General features: G+C 42.3%; 16 protein-coding genes. 15 read left to right on the forward strand and 1 reads right to left on the reverse strand.

All coding sequences use genetic code 11. The features are described from left to right. Positions 1-46: 46 nt before the first annotated feature. The 8 genes from ACIQ0H_RS10790 (at position 47) to ACIQ0H_RS10825 (ending at position 10,084) form a co-directional block, all read left to right on the forward strand. On the forward strand, positions 47-982 hold the full coding sequence (locus ACIQ0H_RS10790; protein WP_403414167.1) for a DHH family phosphoesterase: 936 nt from the start codon (positions 47-49) through the stop codon (positions 980-982). Beyond that, a complete protein-coding gene (locus tag ACIQ0H_RS10795) occupies positions 975-4,040 on the forward strand; it encodes a DNA polymerase III subunit alpha (protein ID WP_403414170.1) in 3,066 nt (1,021 codons plus the stop codon). Before ACIQ0H_RS10790 ends, ACIQ0H_RS10795 begins: the two co-directional genes overlap by 8 nt. Before the next feature lie 154 nt (positions 4,041-4,194). After that, the gene (locus ACIQ0H_RS10800) at positions 4,195-4,854 is read left to right on the forward strand and encodes a FadR/GntR family transcriptional regulator (protein WP_403414172.1); all 660 of its coding nucleotides are present in this window, start codon (positions 4,195-4,197) and stop codon (positions 4,852-4,854) included. Beyond that, positions 4,851-5,711: an acetyl-CoA carboxylase, carboxyltransferase subunit beta gene (gene accD / locus ACIQ0H_RS10805; protein WP_403414175.1), complete on the forward strand. Its 861-nt coding sequence runs from the start codon at positions 4,851-4,853 to the stop codon at positions 5,709-5,711. The genes ACIQ0H_RS10800 and accD overlap by 4 nt, the downstream gene beginning before the upstream one ends. Before the next feature lies 1 nt (position 5,712). Continuing rightward, on the forward strand, positions 5,713-6,666 hold the full coding sequence (locus ACIQ0H_RS10810; protein ID WP_403414177.1) for an acetyl-CoA carboxylase carboxyltransferase subunit alpha: 954 nt from the start codon (positions 5,713-5,715) through the stop codon (positions 6,664-6,666). Positions 6,667-6,743: 77 nt separating this feature from the next. Then, positions 6,744-7,703: a 6-phosphofructokinase gene (pfkA, locus tag ACIQ0H_RS10815; protein WP_403414180.1), complete on the forward strand. Its 960-nt coding sequence runs from the start codon at positions 6,744-6,746 to the stop codon at positions 7,701-7,703. A 171-nt stretch (positions 7,704-7,874) separates the two neighbouring features. Continuing rightward, positions 7,875-9,635 (forward strand): pyruvate kinase, encoded by a 1,761-nt coding sequence (pyk, locus tag ACIQ0H_RS10820; protein ID WP_403414182.1) that lies wholly within the window; start codon positions 7,875-7,877, stop codon positions 9,633-9,635. Between the two features lie 65 nt (positions 9,636-9,700). Beyond that, the gene (locus tag ACIQ0H_RS10825; protein ID WP_403414185.1) at positions 9,701-10,084 is read left to right on the forward strand and encodes an FxsA family protein; all 384 of its coding nucleotides are present in this window, start codon (positions 9,701-9,703) and stop codon (positions 10,082-10,084) included. Here ACIQ0H_RS10825 and ACIQ0H_RS10830 read toward each other — a convergent pair. Further along, the gene (locus ACIQ0H_RS10830) at positions 10,071-11,048 is read right to left on the reverse strand and encodes an AI-2E family transporter (RefSeq protein ID WP_403414188.1); all 978 of its coding nucleotides are present in this window, start codon (positions 11,046-11,048) and stop codon (positions 10,071-10,073) included. The genes ACIQ0H_RS10825 and ACIQ0H_RS10830 overlap by 14 nt on opposite strands. Positions 11,049-11,225: 177 nt before the next feature. Between ACIQ0H_RS10830 and citZ the strand changes: the two genes are divergently transcribed. From citZ to hflC, 7 genes are all read left to right on the forward strand, one after another. Further along, on the forward strand, positions 11,226-12,341 hold the full coding sequence (gene citZ / locus ACIQ0H_RS10835; protein WP_403414531.1) for a citrate synthase: 1,116 nt from the start codon (positions 11,226-11,228) through the stop codon (positions 12,339-12,341). Between the two features lie 90 nt (positions 12,342-12,431). After that, positions 12,432-13,700 carry an NADP-dependent isocitrate dehydrogenase gene (icd, locus tag ACIQ0H_RS10840; protein ID WP_403414189.1) on the forward strand — a complete coding sequence of 423 codons (1,269 nt, stop codon included), beginning with the start codon at positions 12,432-12,434 and terminating at the stop codon, positions 13,698-13,700. 496 nt (positions 13,701-14,196) lie between these two features. After that, on the forward strand, positions 14,197-14,673 hold the full coding sequence (locus tag ACIQ0H_RS10845; RefSeq protein WP_403414191.1) for a MaoC/PaaZ C-terminal domain-containing protein: 477 nt from the start codon (positions 14,197-14,199) through the stop codon (positions 14,671-14,673). 15 nt (positions 14,674-14,688) lie between these two features. After that, on the forward strand, positions 14,689-15,405 hold the full coding sequence (locus ACIQ0H_RS10850) for a response regulator transcription factor (RefSeq protein ID WP_403414194.1): 717 nt from the start codon (positions 14,689-14,691) through the stop codon (positions 15,403-15,405). Continuing rightward, positions 15,402-16,820: a two-component system histidine kinase PnpS gene (gene pnpS, locus ACIQ0H_RS10855; RefSeq protein ID WP_403414197.1), complete on the forward strand. Its 1,419-nt coding sequence runs from the start codon at positions 15,402-15,404 to the stop codon at positions 16,818-16,820. The genes ACIQ0H_RS10850 and pnpS overlap by 4 nt, the downstream gene beginning before the upstream one ends. A gap of 97 nt (positions 16,821-16,917) precedes the next feature. After that, positions 16,918-17,889, forward strand: coding sequence for an FtsH protease activity modulator HflK (hflK, locus tag ACIQ0H_RS10860; protein ID WP_403414200.1), 972 nt, complete (start codon positions 16,918-16,920; stop codon positions 17,887-17,889). Beyond that, complete coding sequence (hflC, locus tag ACIQ0H_RS10865; RefSeq protein ID WP_403414203.1) at positions 17,886-18,908, forward strand: protease modulator HflC; 1,023 nt, start codon at positions 17,886-17,888, stop codon at positions 18,906-18,908. The genes hflK and hflC overlap by 4 nt, the downstream gene beginning before the upstream one ends. The last annotated feature ends 72 nt before the right edge of the window (positions 18,909-18,980 follow it).

An 18,980-nucleotide genomic window follows, 5' to 3' on the forward strand; every position in this document is an offset into this window, starting at 1 on the left:
AGATTGAAATGCGACCCGAATATATCGAGATCAGGAGGAAGCGGAAATGAAAAGACAAATCATTGACACAATTGAAAGGTACGACAAGATTATTATTCATCGTCATGTAAGGCCTGATCCAGATGCTTATGGTTCCCAAATGGGGCTGAAGGAATTGATACAAACGAATTATCCGATGAAACAAGTGTTTGCGGCCGGTGCACATGATGAATCACTTACATACTTAGCATGTCCTGATCAAGTCAACAAGGAGTTGTATGAGGGTGCCCTTGTGATTGTGACAGATACGGGAAATACAGAACGTATTGATGGGGAGTTTTATACTCAAGGTGATCTCCTGATGAAAATTGATCATCACCCAGATGTAGATCCTTACGGGGATGTGAAATGGGTGAACACGTCTTCAAGTTCGACTTCTGAAATGATTTATTCGTTGTTTGAAGAAGGTCAGAAACAGTACGGCTGGAACATGACGACGGATGCAGCTAGACTGTTGTTCGCGGGAATTGTCGGAGATACGGGTCGTTTTATGTTTCCGAGTACGACCGTTCATACGTTTGCAGTCGCTAGTGATTTGATAAAATTTGATTTTGATCGAGCGGAATTGTTTGCAGGCATGTATGAAGTGAAGCGGGAACTACTTCATCTAAAAGGGTATATCTATCAAAACTTCGAAATGGATGACAATGGGGCTGCATTCGTTAAAATAAACAAATCAATACTTGAACAATTTGGTGTGACGGCTTCCGATACATCTCAACTAATAGGAGCGCTAGGGGATGTCAAAGGAATCTGTGCATGGGTGATTTTCATTGAAGAAGACGATCAAATTCGTGTGAGATTGCGCTCGAAAGGTCCTGTGATCAATCAGCTAGCAGCCCAATTTGGAGGCGGAGGCCATCCACTAGCATCAGGTGCTTCCGTCTATTCATGGGAAGAAGCCGATAAGGTCATCGTAGAGTTAAAACGATTATGTGAGTAAAAAAACGGGCGGAGGGATTACATTGACACTTGTCTATCCGCAAGTTGTGACTGGCGCGGATCTATTGCGCGGTATTATAAAGCTCGATCGGCTAGCCCCACTTCTGCAAAGGAGAGGGGCTACCTCTGTTGCTATCGTCAATTCAAAGCTATATGGCATTCGTTCTTTCTATAAAATCATGTCTAAATACGACATACACCCTGTGATTGGCTTATCCATTTATGTAGAGATTGACGACACAGAATCTGTCCTTTTATACATCTATGCAAAGGATGACGAAGGCTATCGTAATCTGTTGAAAATGAGTAGTGCTGTGGCGAACAGGGATACCGAAACGCTGCCGCTTCACTGGCTGAAAGCATATAGCTTGGGATGCATCATCGTTTGTCCATTGACGGATGTTTCCTGGAATACTTGTCGTAATAAGGAAGCCTTTCACCGTGTGATAAATGGTTGTGATGAGTCAACCGTTGCGATTGGGATTAGCAGAGCGGGAGGGGGGAGGCATCCTGATGAATTGGGCATTGAAGCGATAGCGGAAGCGGTGCATATACCTGTCGTAGCTGTCCATGAATCCCGCTATCTTAACCAAGAGGATGCATTTGCCTACGACGTTGCTGAAGCAATCAGGACGGGCTATAAGCTGGACGATCCAGCAAGACCTGCCAATGAATATAAAGATGCGTATGTTCCTGAAGAGAGTGAGCTCGACTTATGGTTTGAGGATAGGCCCGAGTGGCTCAAAAATATGTCAGACATTTTATTATCTTGTGACGTAAGTTTACCGCCAAGTCAATCGCTAATGCCTGTATTTCCAGTTCCTACGGGAGAGACAGCTACTTCTTTGTTGGAGAAAAATAGTGTGGTTGGGTTACAAAGGCGATTTGGAACGATAGAAAAAGTATATCGAGATCGTCTTTCCTATGAATTAGCGATAATTGGTAAAATGGGATTTTCCGACTACTTCCTAATTGTTGAAGATTTTATGCGATATGCCAAGGAAAATCGAATTCTAACCGGTCCAGGTAGGGGATCTTCAGCGGGGTCGCTCGTCGCCTTTGCACTTGGGATAACAGAAGTTGATCCCCTTAAATATGGGCTTATATTTGAACGGTTTTTAAATCCAGATCGCGTCACGATGCCTGATATTGATATTGACTTTGCGGACAATCGTCGTGCGGAAGTGATTGCCTATGTGGCACAAAAATACGGTAAAATACATGTTGCACAAATCATTACATTTGGTACGCTTTCTGCACGTTCTGTTGCACGAAATGTGGCACGTGTTTTTGATTTTTCGAATGAAGAAATGGCCTTTTTATCGAAGGAAATCCCGAATAGACAAGGCGTTACACTAGAAGAGGCGGTTGCACAATCGAAGTCATTACGTGACTGGATGTCGATTGATAATATCCGTGGTAAATGGTTGCAGGCTGCAACAACAATCGAAGGATTGCCTCGTAATGCATCGACGCATGCAGCGGGGGTTATTTTATCCCCAGTGCCGCTTGTAGAGATTGTCCCACTTCAAAGTGGCGGGGATGATATTTATCTTACACAATGGCCAATGGGGGATGTTGAAGAACAAGGTCTATTGAAAATGGATTTTCTTGGTTTGCGTAATTTGACGCTTCTAGACCGGATTAGGTCAATGATAACTTATGACAAAGGTGTTCCCTTAGATTTTGAGGCGATCGCGCTGGATGATGAAAAAACATTTGATCTTTTCAGGGCAGGAGATATGTCAGGGGTTTTTCAATTTGAATCGGATGGAATGAGAGAGGCCTTGCGTTTGATAAGGCCGAACAAGTTCGAGGATATATTCGCCATTAGTGCCTTGTATCGTCCAGGTCCAATGGATAATATTCCGCTCTATGGAAAAAGGAAGAATGGTGACGAAAGCGTAACGTATCTGCACCCGCAACTTGAGTCGATTTTGAAGGAGACACATGGTGTCATTATCTATCAGGAACAAATTATGCAAATCGCTGTTCGTGTTGCAGGATTCACGATGGGTGAAGCTGATTTATTGAGAAGGGCCATTAGTAAAAAAAATCGAGAAATCTTACTAAAAGAACGTGCACATTTCACGCAAAGTGCTGTTAATAACGGATTTCCGGAAGATACTGCTGTGGCAGTTTACAATTTAATCGTAAAGTTTGCGGATTATGGTTTTCCGAAAAGCCATGCTGTAGCTTACGCGCTTATTTCGTATCGACTTGGCTTTTTGAAAGCCAATGAGCCCGCTTATTTTTACGCTGCTCTTCTATCGTCGATGACCGGCAACAATGATAAGACAGTGGAGTTGATGCGCGAATCGGAGGCACGTGGTATACGGATTCTTCCTCCCTCTGTAAAACGTAGTCAGTATATGTACACGGTGGAGAACGGGGCAATCCGGATGGGACTGGGTGCAATAAAGGGTGTGACACCTGTTTTCTTTAAGTTGCTTAAAGAGGCAAGAAAGGCCAGTGGCAACTGGGTGAACCTTTTTGAGATGGCGGATGCACTTGGGGGAGAAGCTTTTACAGAGAAGGCCTTGATTCCGCTTATTAAAGCAGGAGCCCTTGATGAGTTTGGAGAATCGCGGGCAGTTCTAGAGGCCTCCATCAAAGTAGCCAGCAATCACGTCCTATTTGGTGGGACAGTGAGTCCAAAGTATACACCAGCTGAAATGGTAGATCGTATGGACATACTCGCATCTGAAAAGGAAGTGCTCGGCTTCTATATTTCTGATCATCCAATTGCTCAAGAAAAAAAAGCAGCAGGGGGACAGTTTAACGACATTTCCTCGATTACTACAATTCGTGACCGTGAACAGGTGAAAATAATAGGTCTTATTACTGAAATTAAGCGTATTCGCACGAAAAAAGGGGAAGCGATGGCCTTTGTGACAATACAAGATGAGACCGGGCAAATTTCCTGTACTTTTTTCCCGAAACAATACGCAATTTCCGATAACCAGCTAGTTGAAATGGCAATTATTCAGCTAGAGGGAACCGTTGAACGCCATAGAGGGAAGCCGCAGATTCTTGTACAACAAACTCGGAAAAATTAAGAGGCTTGTCGTTAATGGGCAAGTCTCTTATGGTTCTACAACTTTCACTTTACGTCACGCACTCTTTTCTGTATGCTATAGACAGAAGTGGTCAGACCACTTCGCGCTCGCCGGGGTGGAATTGATTTTATTTGATTGTCAGAGGGGACCATGCATGCAAAATCCGAAAGCACCGTCAAAGATGTTCCTCGATATTGTGGGTGAACTTAGAGTGATTATTAAAGAAGAAGGTATAAAAACGGGCGGTAAACTACCATCGGAGCGGGAATTGGCAGAACGCCTACAGGCGGGAAGGTCGACAGTTCGTGAAGCGTTACGAAGTTTAGAGCTGCTTGGATTGATTGAAACGCGACGTGGAGAAGGGACATTCCTTGTTGATTTTAAAAAGCATCAGCTTGTCGAAGTGCTCGCCGCATTCATCATGCAGCAACCTGAATCAGTCATGGATGTAAAGGAAACAAGGATGATACATGAGACTGCTGCGCTTGTTTCGGTCTGTAAAGATAGCTCGTTACGTGCCTTGCCTGTATGGGAAAGTTTACTTGCTAAAATCGAAATGGATGGGGAAATTCTCCGTGAAGACATCATTCGTGAAATGATAGTTGCAACAGGGAATCGATTGTCGCTTAAAATTTGGTTTTTATTGAAACAATATAGTAGAGTCCCTTTCCAGGAAATGACGGGTGCCGATGAAGTCGGTGTAGTGAAAGAACTGCTGAAAGGCCTAATTGACGGCGATGAGCTGGAAACATTGAGAGCCTATACGAAATGGATAGAACTAGTTGAAGGTGAAAGAGGGGAAAGCATACAATGATTCGCGATATATTTATGAAAAACAAAAAAAAGCGTCCGATAACGATACCTTCCGATGACGCAAAAAACGATGTGCCGGAAGGACTTATGACAAAATGTGAGCAATGTAAAAATGTTATTTTGACGAAGGACTTAATGAAAACATTAAAGGTTTGTCCGAAATGCGACCATCATTTGAAAATGACAGCGGCTGAACGGGTGAGTTGCTTATTAGATGAAGGCACTTTTGAATCCATGGACAATCATCTGAAAACAGAAAACCCACTGCAATTTCCGGCTTATACTGAAAAGATTGAATCGGATGCGAAGAAAACAGGCCTGAATGAGGCTGTCCTAACGGGAACTGGGAAAATCGATGGTCATGATGTGGCTATTGCAATTATGGATGCTCACTTCCGGATGGGATCGATGGGCTCTGTCGTTGGTGAGAAAATCACGAGGGCTGTTGAAAAAGCAACAATGTTGGGAATTCCAATGATCATTTTTTCGGCGAGCGGTGGTGCACGAATGCAAGAAGGTGTTTTATCATTGATGCAAATGGCCAAAGTAAGCGTTGCTTTAAATCGTCATGCGACGAAAGGGTTATTGTTCATTTCTGTTATGACATATCCTACGACTGGCGGCGTATCGGCAAGTTTTGCATCAGTCGGGGACATTAATATTGCGGAGCCGAAAGCGCTTATTGGATTTGCAGGTAGACGGGTGATTGAGCAGACAGTAAGGGAAAAGTTACCGGAAGATTTCCAAACAGCTGAGTTTTTACTGGATCATGGGCAGTTAGATGCAGTGGTTCACCGTGGTGATATGCAAGGTACACTAGCTAAAATCGTGCGACTTCACGCGAAGGGGGCGAAGTGAAATGGGTAAAACGTTGACATTTGAAGAACCAGTTATTAGGCTTCGTGAAAAAATCAAAGAACTCGAGGAATTTACGGAGACGAATACAGTGGATTTGTCTGAGGAAATCGGAACACTTAAAATACGTTTAGCGAGCCTAGAAGCAGATATATATGGTAATATGGAACCGTGGGACCGCGTTCAAGTAGCTAGGCACCCAGAACGTCCCACTACACTAGATTATATTGGCGAGCTATTCGAAGATTTCATGCAATTGCATGGTGACCGGGCATTTGGTGACGATGCTGCCATTGTTGGAGGAATCGCGTCATTTGAAACGACTCCAATAACAATTATCGGTCAACAGCGTGGTAGGGATACAAAAGAAAACGTCAAACGAAACTTCGGTATGCCCCATCCAGAAGGCTATAGGAAAGCACTTCGTCTTATGAAACAAGCGGAGAAATTTAATCGCCCAATCATTTGCTTTATCGATACGAAAGGCGCTTATCCAGGAAAAGCAGCTGAAGAACGTGGTCAAGCTGAAGCCATTGCCCGAAACCTTGTTGAAATGGCAGGATTAAAAGTACCTGTTATTTCAATTGTTATTGGCGAGGGGGGAAGTGGTGGAGCGCTGGCACTTGGCGTTTCTAACCATATTCTTATGCTTGAAAATTCGTGGTACTCGGTTATTTCGCCAGAAGGAGCAGCTTCTATTTTGTGGAAAGATGCATCACTTGCAAAACAGATGGCTGAAGCCATGAAAATCACAGCGCCTCATTTGAAAGAGATGGGGATTATCGATGAGATTGTTCCGGAGGTACTCGGAGGCGCACATCGTGACCCTAAAGCGCAAGCTGATTTTATCAGAGACGCGATTCGTGAATCGTTAGCGAAGTTAGGCCCTCTAGATGGTGATGGACTTGTTGAAGAGCGATACAATAAATTTAGACACATGGGTGTGTTTTCTAGCTAAAAGGAAAGATGCGGAGCGACCGCATCTTTTCGCGTTCGGCGAAAAAACCAATAATACATAAACAAGGGGCGATTTTAATGAATAGGATTGCTGTTTTGACAAGTGGAGGAGATGCACCGGGCATGAATGCGGCAGTTCGTGCAGTGGTCCGAAAGGCAATTTTTGAGGAGTTTGAAGTCGCTGGTATTTTCAACGGCTATCAGGGATTGATTGAAGGAAAAGTTGAACTGTTACAGCTCGGTTCCGTGGGTGATATTATCCAACGAGGGGGAACAATGTTACGTTCTGCCCGCAGTGTGGAGTTCCGAACGCCTGAGGGGCGTGAAAAAGCTTTGCAGCAATTGGAGTTACATGGCATTGAAGGGGTTGTTGTCATCGGTGGGGATGGCTCTTTTAGGGGAGCTCTAGAATTGACAAAACTCGGTATTCCATGTGTCGGTGTCCCAGCAACAATTGACAATGATATTCAGGGAACCGATTTTACAATTGGTTTCGATACCGCATTAAATACGGTTATTGACTCAATTGATAAAATCCGGGATACTGCTTCTTCACACGAGCGAACATTTATTGTAGAAGTTATGGGGCGTGATGCCGGCGATCTTGCTTTATGGGCGGGACTTGCGGGCGGTGCGGAGACGATCCTGATACCAGAAGAGAAGTATGAAGTGCCTGCAATTATAGAAAGACTGAAAAATGGATCGGGGCGCGGGAAGAAGCATAGCATTATCATTGTTGCGGAGGGTGTTATGCCGGCATCTGAACTTGCGGATATATTGAAACGCGAGGCGAATATTGATACACATATTTCTGTTCTGGGTCATATTCAAAGAGGTGGATCACCTTCAGCACGCGATCGAGTGATTGCTAGCCAGTTTGGCGCAAGGGCTGTGGAGCTTCTTAAAGAAGGTCGCGGAGGCGTCGCGGTAGGTATGAAAAATAATGGAATTGTTGAGTATGATATAAAGGATGACGAAGGGTCAACAAACGATTGGAAAGCGGAAATGTATACACTTTCCAAAGAACTGTCCATTTAAAAAATAGTTTTACAAACTGTCCTTTGATGAAAACCGAAGTCATTAGATTTTGGGGAAGCTACTTGGCTAATCACGGGAATCATCCTTTAGCGCTATAGCGGATTCAAAGAACTTCTTTATTTCGATAGATTTATCTGAATTGTTTTATTAATGGGGAAGAGGCGATTTTGAATGAGAAAGACGAAAATAGTTTGTACGATTGGTCCCGCAAGTGAATCACCTGAAATACTTGGACAACTAATTGATGGAGGAATGAATGTTGCACGGCTGAATTTTTCACATGGCGACCATGAAGAGCATAAGGCGCGTATCGATACCATTAAAAAAGTAGCGCGTGAAAAAGGAAAAACAGTTGGTATTCTGTTAGATACGAAAGGTCCTGAAATACGCACACATTCCATGAGAAATGGTGAAATTGAACTTGTAACAGGACAGCAAATTGCTATTTCTATGCAGGAAGTCGAGGGGAACGGCGAGGTGTTTTCTGTCAGCTATGAAAGGCTGATTGAGGACGTTGAAGTCGGTTCAGTAATTTTATTAGATGACGGGCTTATTCAATTAGAAGTTACGGGCAAAGATGAGTCGCAAGGGCTAATTCATACGCTTGTTGTTAACTCTGGGTTATTAAAAAATAAAAAAGGTGTCAACGTTCCAGGTGTTTCAGTACAACTACCTGGAATTACAGACAAAGATGCCGCGGATATCCTATTCGGTATCGAACAAGGCGTTGATTTCATAGCGGCTTCGTTTGTTAGACGTGCTTCTGACGTTATGGAAATTCGCGGAATTTTGGAAAATAATGGCGGCTCGCATTTGCAAATTATCCCTAAAATTGAAAACCAAGAAGGCGTCGATAACATTGACGAAATCATTAACGTATCAGATGGATTGATGGTTGCTCGCGGTGATCTTGGTGTTGAGATTCCAGCTGAGGAAGTGCCTCTTGTTCAGAAAAAGTTAATTCAAAAGTGTAACCAAGCAGGCAAGCCGGTAATCACAGCAACACAAATGTTAGATTCTATGCAACGCAATCCACGTCCTACACGCGCGGAAGCAAGCGACGTTGCGAATGCGATTATGGACGGATCCGATGCGATTATGTTGTCAGGTGAAACGGCAGCAGGACTGTATCCTGTTGAATCAGTCCGTACGATGGATCGAATTGCGATTACAACAGAAGATGCAATTGACTATCGTTCAGTCGTATCGACACGTCGTCGTGAAAAACATGGCAATATGACAGAGGCAATTGGACAAGCAGCAGCTTACACGGCCATTAATTTAAAAGTTAAAGCTGTTCTTGCACCTACTGAAAGTGGTCATACAGCTAAAATGATTGCCAAATATCGCCCAGGTTGCCCTGTGATTGCGGTAACATCTAGCGAAACTTGCTCAAGAAAACTTTCGCTTGTTTGGGGTGTTTATCCGATTGTGGGTAAAAAAGTATCGTCGATCGATGAAATTTTGCAAGAATCTGTCGAGGAGAGTGTCAAGCATCAATATGTCGGCCACGGTGACGTTGTTATCATTACTGCCGGGGTTCCTGTTGGTGAAGCTGGAACAACGAATTTAATGAAAATCCATGTTATTGGCGATTTGCTCGCACGTGGACAAGGAATCGGTAGAACGGTTGCATTTGGTCGTACGGTTGTTGCTAGAAATGCGGCAGAGGCGCAAGCGTTGGATACAACAGGAGCTATACTTGTCACGCTTGGTTCGGATCGGGACATGATGCCGGCTATTGAGAAGTGTGCGGGACTCATCACGGAAGAAGGCGGGCTGACGAGCCACGCGGCGGTCGTTGGATTAAGTTTAGGAATTCCTGTTATTGTTGGTGTTGAAAATGCCACAAAACTTATTCAGCATGGCAGTGAAGTAACAATGGATGCTGAATCTGGCGTGATCTATAACGGTCATGCTAGTGTATTATAATTAATTAATAAAGGGCTGCCTCCGACGTGTTCGGTGAGCAGCCCTTTTAGGAGGCGAATTTTCGAATGAAATGGATTATCCTTGCATTTATCGCTGTACCCACTACAGAGCTGGCTTTACTCATGTATTCAGGGAGAACGTTAGGCCTTTTTCCGACAATCGCGATTATCCTGATTACAGGCATCGGTGGCGCTTATCTGGCGAAACGACAAGGGACGAAAGCTTGGCATGAATTAAGAAGTCGGATGGCGACAATGGAAACACCCGGAAATGCCCTGATTGACAGTGTCTGCATTTTCTTCGGGGGTATTTTATTAGTCATGCCTGGTTTTATAACGGATATTGTGGGTCTTCTGCTTCTTTTCAAAGGGCCAAGGAATATCATTCGGCCATTTATCCAAAAGTGGATTTATAATAAAATGAAAAATGGTCGTATCATGATGATGTGAACAATGGATGTTGTTTCACTTTTAGCGCGGCAAATAACAGGAATGGCGTTAGTAGAATGCCAGGCAATCCGAACAAATAGACAGAGCATGCGGTAATTAGAAAAGCATGAATCGGTTTTAATTGAAATGTGGAAGCCCACATATAAGATTCAGCCATTTGGCGTGTGATCATCGTGAAAACGTACAGCAAGATGATGGCAATACCCATATAGAGATTATCCGTGTATAAGTAGAAAGCGGCCATAGGTAAGAGGAATAAGCCGATTCCAAGAAGAGGTAGACTATCTGCAAGTGAGATTAGAAATGCAGTGCCGATTGGTGATGTAAAGCGAAGTAAGAAAAATCCAATTGTAAGTATTAAGAATGTCAGAAAAATTAACCGTGTTTCGACTGATATAAAAGTCCCTATCAGTTTACCTCCTTTGGTAAACATTCCTTTCGCTGGTTTACGAAGGGGGGTGGGAAAATAAACGAGAAACCAAAAGCGGTTTTTTCCGGATTCCCGCAATGCAAAAAAATAAGCAACAAGGAAGATAAAGAGGCTAAACAACTGTTGGAATACTGTGGTAATCATCGTTACCGCGTATTCTAATATTGCATGTCCATATTGCACGACTTTCTCTTCTAGAAACGCTAGAAGTTTACCGGCAATATCTGTGTTTTTCGTGAACGGTGCGATATGACGTTCGATAGCTGGAATGGTGTCGATAAGACCGTGAAGAGCAACGTAGGTGAATGCGCTGAACAAAAATAAAATAACGGTCATGACAAACAGAGTTGCAATCGTTAAAGGTAGTTTTATCATGGAGCGAAATGATAAAAGAATTGGTGCGGTAAAATAAGCGATAATAACTGCGACGGCGACGGGTGGTACGAAAAAAAGGACAATTCCTGTCAAAATAATGGGTAGCCACTTAAATAATATTAATTGAAAAGTTTGTTGTTTGTCGCGGTTTATCGGCATTTTTCTACTCCTTTTTCGCAATAATAAAAACAAAAACAAGCGTATCCATTCACAAAGATGACAAAATTGATTATAATGGTCGTTGTAAGCGTTTTAGATAGTTTATTTATTAAGCGGGCTAGCTATTTTTCTTCTGTGGAGGTTTGAATGGCTGCAACGAAAGAAGGAGCGATTTACATGACAACAACCAAAGGGTTGGAGGGAGTCGTAGCGACACAGTCAGCAATCAGTTCAATTATTGATGACACACTTACATACGTCGGCTATGATATTGATGATTTGGCAGAGAATGCTAGTTTTGAGGAAGTAGTTTATCTTCTATGGCACCAGCGTTTGCCAAAAGAGAACGAACTTGCCGAGTTGAAAAAACAACTTGCAGATAATATGTCTGTTCCACAAGAAGTACTTAATCATTTTAAAACGTATCCAATTGGAGAAGTACATCCGATGGCAGCACTTCGTACGGCTGTCTCACTACTTGGATTATACGATGACAAAGCGGAAGATATGTCCGACGAAGCGAATTATGAGAAAGCAATTAAGCTTCAAGCGAAAATTGCGACTATCGTAACTGCATTTGCACGTATTCGCAAAGGTCTTGAACCTGTAGCTCCAAAAGAAGGACTAGGTTATGCCGAAAACTTCTTGTACATGCTATCGGGTAAAGAGCCAGAAGCGATTGCAATTGAAGCTTTCGATAAGGCACTTGTTCTGCATGCTGACCATGAGTTAAATGCATCGACGTTCACTGCGCGCGTTTGTGTAGCGACACTATCTGACATGTACTCTGGTGTGACAGCTGCGATTGGCGCACTTAAAGGACCGCTACACGGTGGTGCGAACGAGCAAGTCATGAAAATGTTGATGGAAATCGGTTCTGAAGAAAATGTAGAATCTTACATCAGAGAAAAATTAGCAAACAAAGAAAAAATCATGGGCTTTGGACACCGTGTGTACCGTAAGGGTGACCCACGTGCGAAGCACCTACGCGCAATGTCTAAGAAATTGACGGCACTTCGCGGCGAAGAAAAATATTATAATATGTCAAACCAAATCGAAGCAATCGTTACGGGTGAAAAGAACTTACCGCCAAATGTTGATTTTTATTCGGCATCGGTTTACCATTCACTTGATATTGATCACGATTTGTTTACACCGATTTTCGCGGTTTCTCGCGTATCCGGCTGGATTGCACATATTCTTGAACAATATTCAAATAACCGCCTAATTCGTCCGCGTGCAGATTATGTCGGACCAGGCATGCAAAAATACGTTCCAGTTAACGAACGATAAGAAGAAATGAAGCGGTAAAAAGATGACCGAAAATGGGGCGGCATATTCATATGCTGGCCCTATGATTTTGAATTTAGGAGGAAATTAATCATGACTAACAATGGGAAAATTACAGTAACTAACGGTGTTTTAAATGTTCCGGATCACGCAACAATTCCTTTCATTATCGGTGACGGTACAGGCCCGGATATTTGGCATGCAGCATCACGCGTACTTGAAGCTGCTGTAGAAAAAGCATACGAAGGCAAACGCAAGCTTGTATGGAAAGAAGTTCTTGCTGGAGAGAAAGCATTTAACGAAACTGGCGAATGGCTTCCACAAGAAACGCTTGACACAATCGAAGAGTATTTGATCGCTATTAAAGGACCACTTACAACGCCAATCGGTGGCGGTTTCCGCTCACTAAACGTTGCGCTTCGTCAAGAATTGGATCTTTACACTTGCTTACGTCCAGTACGTTATTTTGAAGGTGTTCCTTCACCTGTTAAACGTCCGGAAGACTGTGATATGGTAATTTTCCGTGAAAATACAGAAGATATCTACGCGGGAATCGAATACAAAGAAGGTACACCAGAAGCGAAAAAAGTAATTGATTTCCTTCAAAATGAAATGGGCGTTAAAAACATCCGCTTCCCTGAAACTTCTGGAATCGGTATCAAGCCAATTTCTGAAGATGGCACAAAACGTCTAGTACGTTCTGCGCTTAACTACATCATCAAAGAAGGCCGTAAGTCATTAACGCTTGTTCATAAAGGGAACATCATGAAGTTCACTGAAGGCGCGTTCAAAAACTGGGGCTATGAAGTAGCTGAACAAGAATTCGGCGATAAAGTATTCACTTGGAACCAATACGATAAAATCCAAGAAGCTGAAGGAACAGAAGCTGCAAACAAAGCACAATCAGATGCTGAAGCAGCTGGCAAAATCATCGTTAAAGATGCGATTGCTGATATCTTCCTACAACAAATCTTGACACGTCCAAAAGAGTTCGACGTTGTTGCAACAATGAACTTGAACGGTGACTATATTTCTGATGCACTTGCTGCACAAGTTGGCGGAATCGGTATCGCACCAGGTGCGAACATCAACTACGATACAGGTCACGCAATCTTCGAAGCAACACACGGTACTGCACCGAAGTATGCAGGTCTTGATAAAGTAAACCCATCTTCAGTTCTTCTTTCAGGCGTTCTTATGCTTGAGCACCTTGGATGGAACGAAGCTGCAGCAATGATCACAGCTTCAATTGAACAAACAATTGCATCTAAAGTTGTAACTTACGACTTTGCACGTCTAATGGACGGCGCTACAGAAGTAAAAGCATCAGAATTTGCTAATGAATTGATCAAAAACCTATAATTTATCTGAATTCAGCCGGAGTCAAAATCCGGACGCAATCACGCTGAGGCTTGATTGCAGTTGAACGGAGGGGGGGGCATCCCCCTCATACATATGAATAATTGTAAAATTGCAACATCAGATTACGCAAATACGTAAGTCTTTGATCGTACCATCATCACAGTTGGTGAACGTCTGTAAATTAGGCGTAAGCCGTGGGACCTTATTCAAACGCCTCAAAGCGGGAATGTGGCATCGATTGAGCACCTTGAAGATGAAAAGTAAGCGATTGCGAATTTTGCTGAATCAAATCGAAATCGAGTAGCAGATGCTACTCGATTTTTTTTCTGATTATTGTTAAACTTAAATAATATATGCTGAACTTTTGATAGTTATAGCATCTAAGGGGTAGTTGAAGCTGCCTGGCCTTGTATCTAACACGGCAGATTCAAAAGGCATAAATGGTGTTGGTCACTAGCCTGAAGCGATGTAAAGTACAATTAAAGGGGGAAGAAAGTTGATACTAGGGAAGAAAAGGCGTCTTGGAAGAAAAATTGAAGAGATTTCAGTTGGAGAAAAACTGAAGTTGACAGAAAAAGTTGAAGACAAAGATCTATTACTCTACCTTGGATTGACAAACGATAGTAACCCGCTGTATATTCAACATGATTATGCTTCGCAGACGGCTTTTGAAAAACCGATTGTACCAACCATTATGCTGACTGGAATTGTAACGTCAGCAGTTTCGAAATATTTACCAGGACCTGGTTCGCATGTTATGGAACAACATCTGACTTTTCCGAAACCGGTATACCATTATGCCACGATAGATTTTATATTTGAAATTACGCGAGTTGCGAAAGAGGACAATTTAATAGAAATTTCAGTAGAGGCACGTAATGAACAAGAAGAGATTGTGATTTCAGGAGTGGTGACAGTGATACCACCAAAAGTAGAAGAACGTCTTACTTCACAAGCGATGGACAATTTTTGACGGGAGTGCTAAAGCATGTCAACAGCGAAACAAAAGAAAGTCTTGATCGTCGATGACGAACAGCCGATTCGAACGCTTCTCGAATATAACTTGAAGCAAGCGCAGTATGAAACAATTTCCGCCGCCGATGGTGAGGAAGCAGTTCAAAAAGCTGAATCGGAAAAACCAGATTTAATTTTACTTGATTTAATGCTTCCAAAGATGGATGGCATCGATGTATGCAAAACGTTAAGGCAACGCGGTGTCGACATTCCCATTATTATGCTAACAGCAAAAGGGGACGAGCTTGATAAAGTCTTGGGTCTAGAAATGGGTGCGGACGATTATATGACCAAACCTTTTAGCCCGCGTGAAGTAGTGGCCCGTGTAAAAGCTGTCCTACGACGCAGTGGTGATTCGGGAGAGCGTGGTAGTGATGACACCAGAATGATTAGTTCGGGGCTATTAACAGTCCACCCAGAGCAGTACGGGGCATATCTCGACAAAGTAGAACTTGAATTCACTCCAAAGGAATTTGAACTATTGGTCTATTTTATGCAAAACAAAAATCGTGTTCTTTCACGTGACCAACTGTTGAGTGCAGTATGGAATTATGATTTTGCAGGGGATACGAGGATTGTAGATGTCCATGTCAGTCATTTGCGTGAAAAAATTGAAGAAAATACAAAGAAACCGACTTTCATCAAGACGGTAAGAGGGATCGGCTATAAATTTGAGGAGCAAAAAGTGTGAGGAAAGGCCTCTATTCACGTCTCGTGATCGCCTGTGCAATCCTTCTTTCAGTGCTTTTAACGGGTCTTGGTATTGTTCTGGGTCAGTTTTTCCCATTGTTTGCGGAAGATAGTGATCTTACTTTACAGAGACAATACTGGATTTTTCTTATTCTGACGTTAGCAACGGCTTTCGTTTTGTCTTTATTCATAGCGATGAGGATGATGTTGCAATATGCACGTCCAATTGATGAAATGACCAAGATAGCCACTCAAATTGCTCGTGGGGATTACCTTGCTAGAGTAGAAACTAATGAACTCGAATATGATAATAATTTAGCGAAAGCTATTAACAAAATCGCGAGCAATTTGCAGGAAATGTCGACGATTCAAGTAATGGAAAAAGAGCGCTTGAAAACACTTGTTGAAAGTATGGGAAGCGGACTTCTAATGTTTGGTCGTGGCGGAACTGTCAATTTACTAAATGAAGTGTTTGAAAAAACATTTGGACTAACCGAAAATGAAGTCGTTGGTAAGACTTTTAAAGATATCGGTCTTCCGATTGCAATTGAAAACCTGATCGAAGATGTGTTTATGACGGAACAAGTTCGTGCACAACAAGTACGGATTGATATTAGTGATCATCCCTCATATATGAGTGTATACGGAGCGCCTGTTATTGGTCTTCATGGAAATTGGTTAGGGATTGTTGTTGTGATTCATGATATTACTGAACTTGTACGACTTGAAGAGGTAAGAAAAGATTTCGTGGCAAATGTATCCCACGAATTACGTACACCGGTCACCTCCATCAAAGGATTTACAGAGACATTATTAGATGGTGCGATGCATGAGCCTGTTATTATGACAGAGTTTCTCGGAATTATTCAGAAGGAAAGCGATCGTTTGCATTTGTTAATTGATGATCTGCTGGAATTATCGGGAATGGAAAGAGAAGGCTTTACTCTTAAATATGCAGACGTTAATGTAAAAGAAATGATAGACGATGCTGTCAGAATCGTCTCCGGGAATATGGAACGGAAGAAGATGAAAATCTTAGCGGAAATCCCGCAAGATCTGATTATTGAAGCCGATTCTGATCGACTTATTCAAGTGATGGTCAATCTATTGTCGAACGCTATAAATTATTCGAAAGAGGAGACGACTGTTACGGTCACTGTCACCAGGTCTAAGAATGAAGTCGTTATGACTGTTCGAGATCAAGGGATCGGAATTGAACAATCGGAGTTACCTAGGCTGTTCGAGCGGTTTTACCGGGTAGATCGTGCAAGAAGCCGTGATTCCGGGGGAACTGGCCTGGGCCTTGCAATTGTGAAACACCTTGTTGAAATTCATGGTGGTACAGTCGAAGTGAATAGTGCGATTGGTGTTGGGACAACGTTTTGTATCCATCTACCTTGTAAACGTAGTAAGTAAGCGATCCAATTTATTGGATCGTTTTTTTATTATCTGAAACTTCTAGTAGAGTGTTACGTATAACATAGAGATACATAGTAAAGGAGGAGGGTATTATATGGGAACAAAACGAATTTTAATGACACTTGGAATGGCTATTGCTGGAGTTTTGCTCGTTATCATTGCGTTCACAACTTGGTATACGGTTGACGAATCAGAACAGGCCATTGTCATTACTTTTGGTAATGCAGATACACCCGTGACAGAGTCTGGACTACATTTTAAATTGCCATGGCCAATCCAACGAACCGAAAAGCTGTCGAAAGAGACATTTAGTTTGCAGTTTGGATTTAAGCAAGACAAAGGTGGGGAGCTCGTTTCGTATGATAAAGAAACGAAAATGATTACGGGGGATGAATACATCGTTCTCGCGGACTTGATTGTTCAATGGAAAATTATCGATCCCCAAAAGTATTTATTTAATGCAACAAAACCGGAAGAGATTTTACATGACGCAACTTCGGCATCAATTCGTTCTATTATTGGGAGTTCAAAAATCGATGCTGCGTTAACGGATGGTAAGGCAGAAATAGAAGCGCAAACAAGGGAATTATTAACGACTTTAATAGACAAATACGATATTGGGATTGGTATCCAAGGCGTGAAATTACAAGATGTTGAGTTGCCAAATGCGGAAGTTCGTGCAGCGTTTACTGCGGTGACAGATGCACGTGAAACGAAAGAATCCAAAAAAAATGAAGCGCAAAAATATGTGAATCAGAAGATGAGTGAGGCAATAGGGGAAGTAGAGGCTATTAAATCGAGTGCAGTTGGACAAAAAACAGCCCGAATTGAACAAGCAATTGGGGATGTAGCGCTGTTTAAGGATTTACATGCTGAATATGCTAAGAGCAAAGAGATTACACGTCAGCGTCTTATCCTTGAAACTCTTGAGCAAGTTTTGCCAAAAGCTAAAATTTACATCATGAATGATCAAGGTGAAACAGTGAAGTATTTACCTTTGCAGCAATTGGAAAAACAGATACCTCCCGTAACAGAACCGAAAACAGAAGGAGGGAGTAATGAATGACGAATGATAAAAATCCGTTTAAAAGTATGGAAGAAAAATTTCTGGAAAAGCAACGTGCGAAACAAGCGCAAGGTGATTCGAAAGTAGCAGGTACCATTCCACCGACAAAAAAACCGATTGAGGTAAAGAAATTTGCCAAGTGGGCACTTGTTTTAACGGCTCTCTTTGCTATAGCGGTTATTTTGATGGCTAACATCTTCGTTGTGAAAGAAAATGAGTACCGTGTCGTTCGCCAGTTCGGTGAAATTACACGGATTGTAAAAGACCCAGGCATTAATATAAAGATCCCATTTATCCAGAGCGTGACAACACTTCCGAAAAATCAAATGGTGTACAATGTCTCCGAATCGGAAATCAATACAAAGGATAAAAAACGGATCATTATTGATAACTATGCCATCTGGAAAATAACGGACGCTAGGAAGATGATTTCCAATGCGCGTAATATCGTTAATGCCGAATTGCGCATGGAGGAGTATATCTACTCAGTCGTTTTGGCGGAGTTGGGGCAGTTAACGTATGCAGAAGTCATTAACGACGATAAAGATAAAAATAATACATCTTCCCGTGGCGATTTGAATGATCGTGTCACAATGCGTGTTAATGAGTTATTAGACGAAGGGAATTTTGGTATTGAAGTTGTCGATGTGCGTATGAAGCGAATCGATTTGCCGCAAGAAAACGAACAATCCATTTATACTAGAATGATTTCTGAACGTCAATCGACTGCACAAAAATATCTATCTGAAGGGGATGCGGAAAAGCGTGCAATTGAAGCAGAAACGGATCGTGAAGTAACCGAACTGCTAGCGACTGCGAAAAAAGATGCAGCAGTCATCCATGCTGAAGGGGAAGCGGAAGCTGCAAAAATTTATAATGATACATTCTCCAAAGACCCTGAGTTTTATAATTTATATCGCACACTTCAATCGTACAGTAAAACAATCGGCGAGGACACAATGATTATTTTGCCAGCCGACTCACCGTATGCGAAAGTGCTGACAGGTTATTTTGAATAAAAAAGAATAAGACCTTTCGATTAATAGAATATAGCTAAAGTCCGTCATTTTCACTTATCCTTACCACATGGT

It is taken from the genome of Sporosarcina sp. NPDC096371, assembly GCF_044762865.1.
In the GTDB taxonomy this organism is placed as follows: Bacteria; Bacillota; Bacilli; order Bacillales_A; family Planococcaceae; genus Sporosarcina.

Coding starts and splice junctions, on each gene's coding strand:
- ACIQ0H_RS10825 (WP_403414185.1), top strand. CDS start 9,701: ATGAAATGGATTATCCTTGCATTTATCGCTGTACCCACTACAGAGCTG.
- ACIQ0H_RS10790 (WP_403414167.1), top strand. CDS start 47: ATGAAAAGACAAATCATTGACACAATTGAAAGGTACGACAAGATTATT.
- ACIQ0H_RS10830 (WP_403414188.1), bottom strand. CDS start 11,048: ATGCCGATAAACCGCGACAAACAACAAACTTTTCAATTAATATTATTT.
- citZ (WP_403414531.1), top strand. CDS start 11,226: ATGACAACAACCAAAGGGTTGGAGGGAGTCGTAGCGACACAGTCAGCA.
- ACIQ0H_RS10850 (WP_403414194.1), top strand. CDS start 14,689: ATGTCAACAGCGAAACAAAAGAAAGTCTTGATCGTCGATGACGAACAG.
- pfkA (WP_403414180.1), top strand. CDS start 6,744: ATGAATAGGATTGCTGTTTTGACAAGTGGAGGAGATGCACCGGGCATG.
- hflK (WP_403414200.1), top strand. CDS start 16,918: ATGGGAACAAAACGAATTTTAATGACACTTGGAATGGCTATTGCTGGA.
- pyk (WP_403414182.1), top strand. CDS start 7,875: ATGAGAAAGACGAAAATAGTTTGTACGATTGGTCCCGCAAGTGAATCA.
- hflC (WP_403414203.1), top strand. CDS start 17,886: ATGACGAATGATAAAAATCCGTTTAAAAGTATGGAAGAAAAATTTCTG.
- icd (WP_403414189.1), top strand. CDS start 12,432: ATGACTAACAATGGGAAAATTACAGTAACTAACGGTGTTTTAAATGTT.
- accD (WP_403414175.1), top strand. CDS start 4,851: ATGATTCGCGATATATTTATGAAAAACAAAAAAAAGCGTCCGATAACG.
- ACIQ0H_RS10810 (WP_403414177.1), top strand. CDS start 5,713: ATGGGTAAAACGTTGACATTTGAAGAACCAGTTATTAGGCTTCGTGAA.
- ACIQ0H_RS10800 (WP_403414172.1), top strand. CDS start 4,195: ATGCAAAATCCGAAAGCACCGTCAAAGATGTTCCTCGATATTGTGGGT.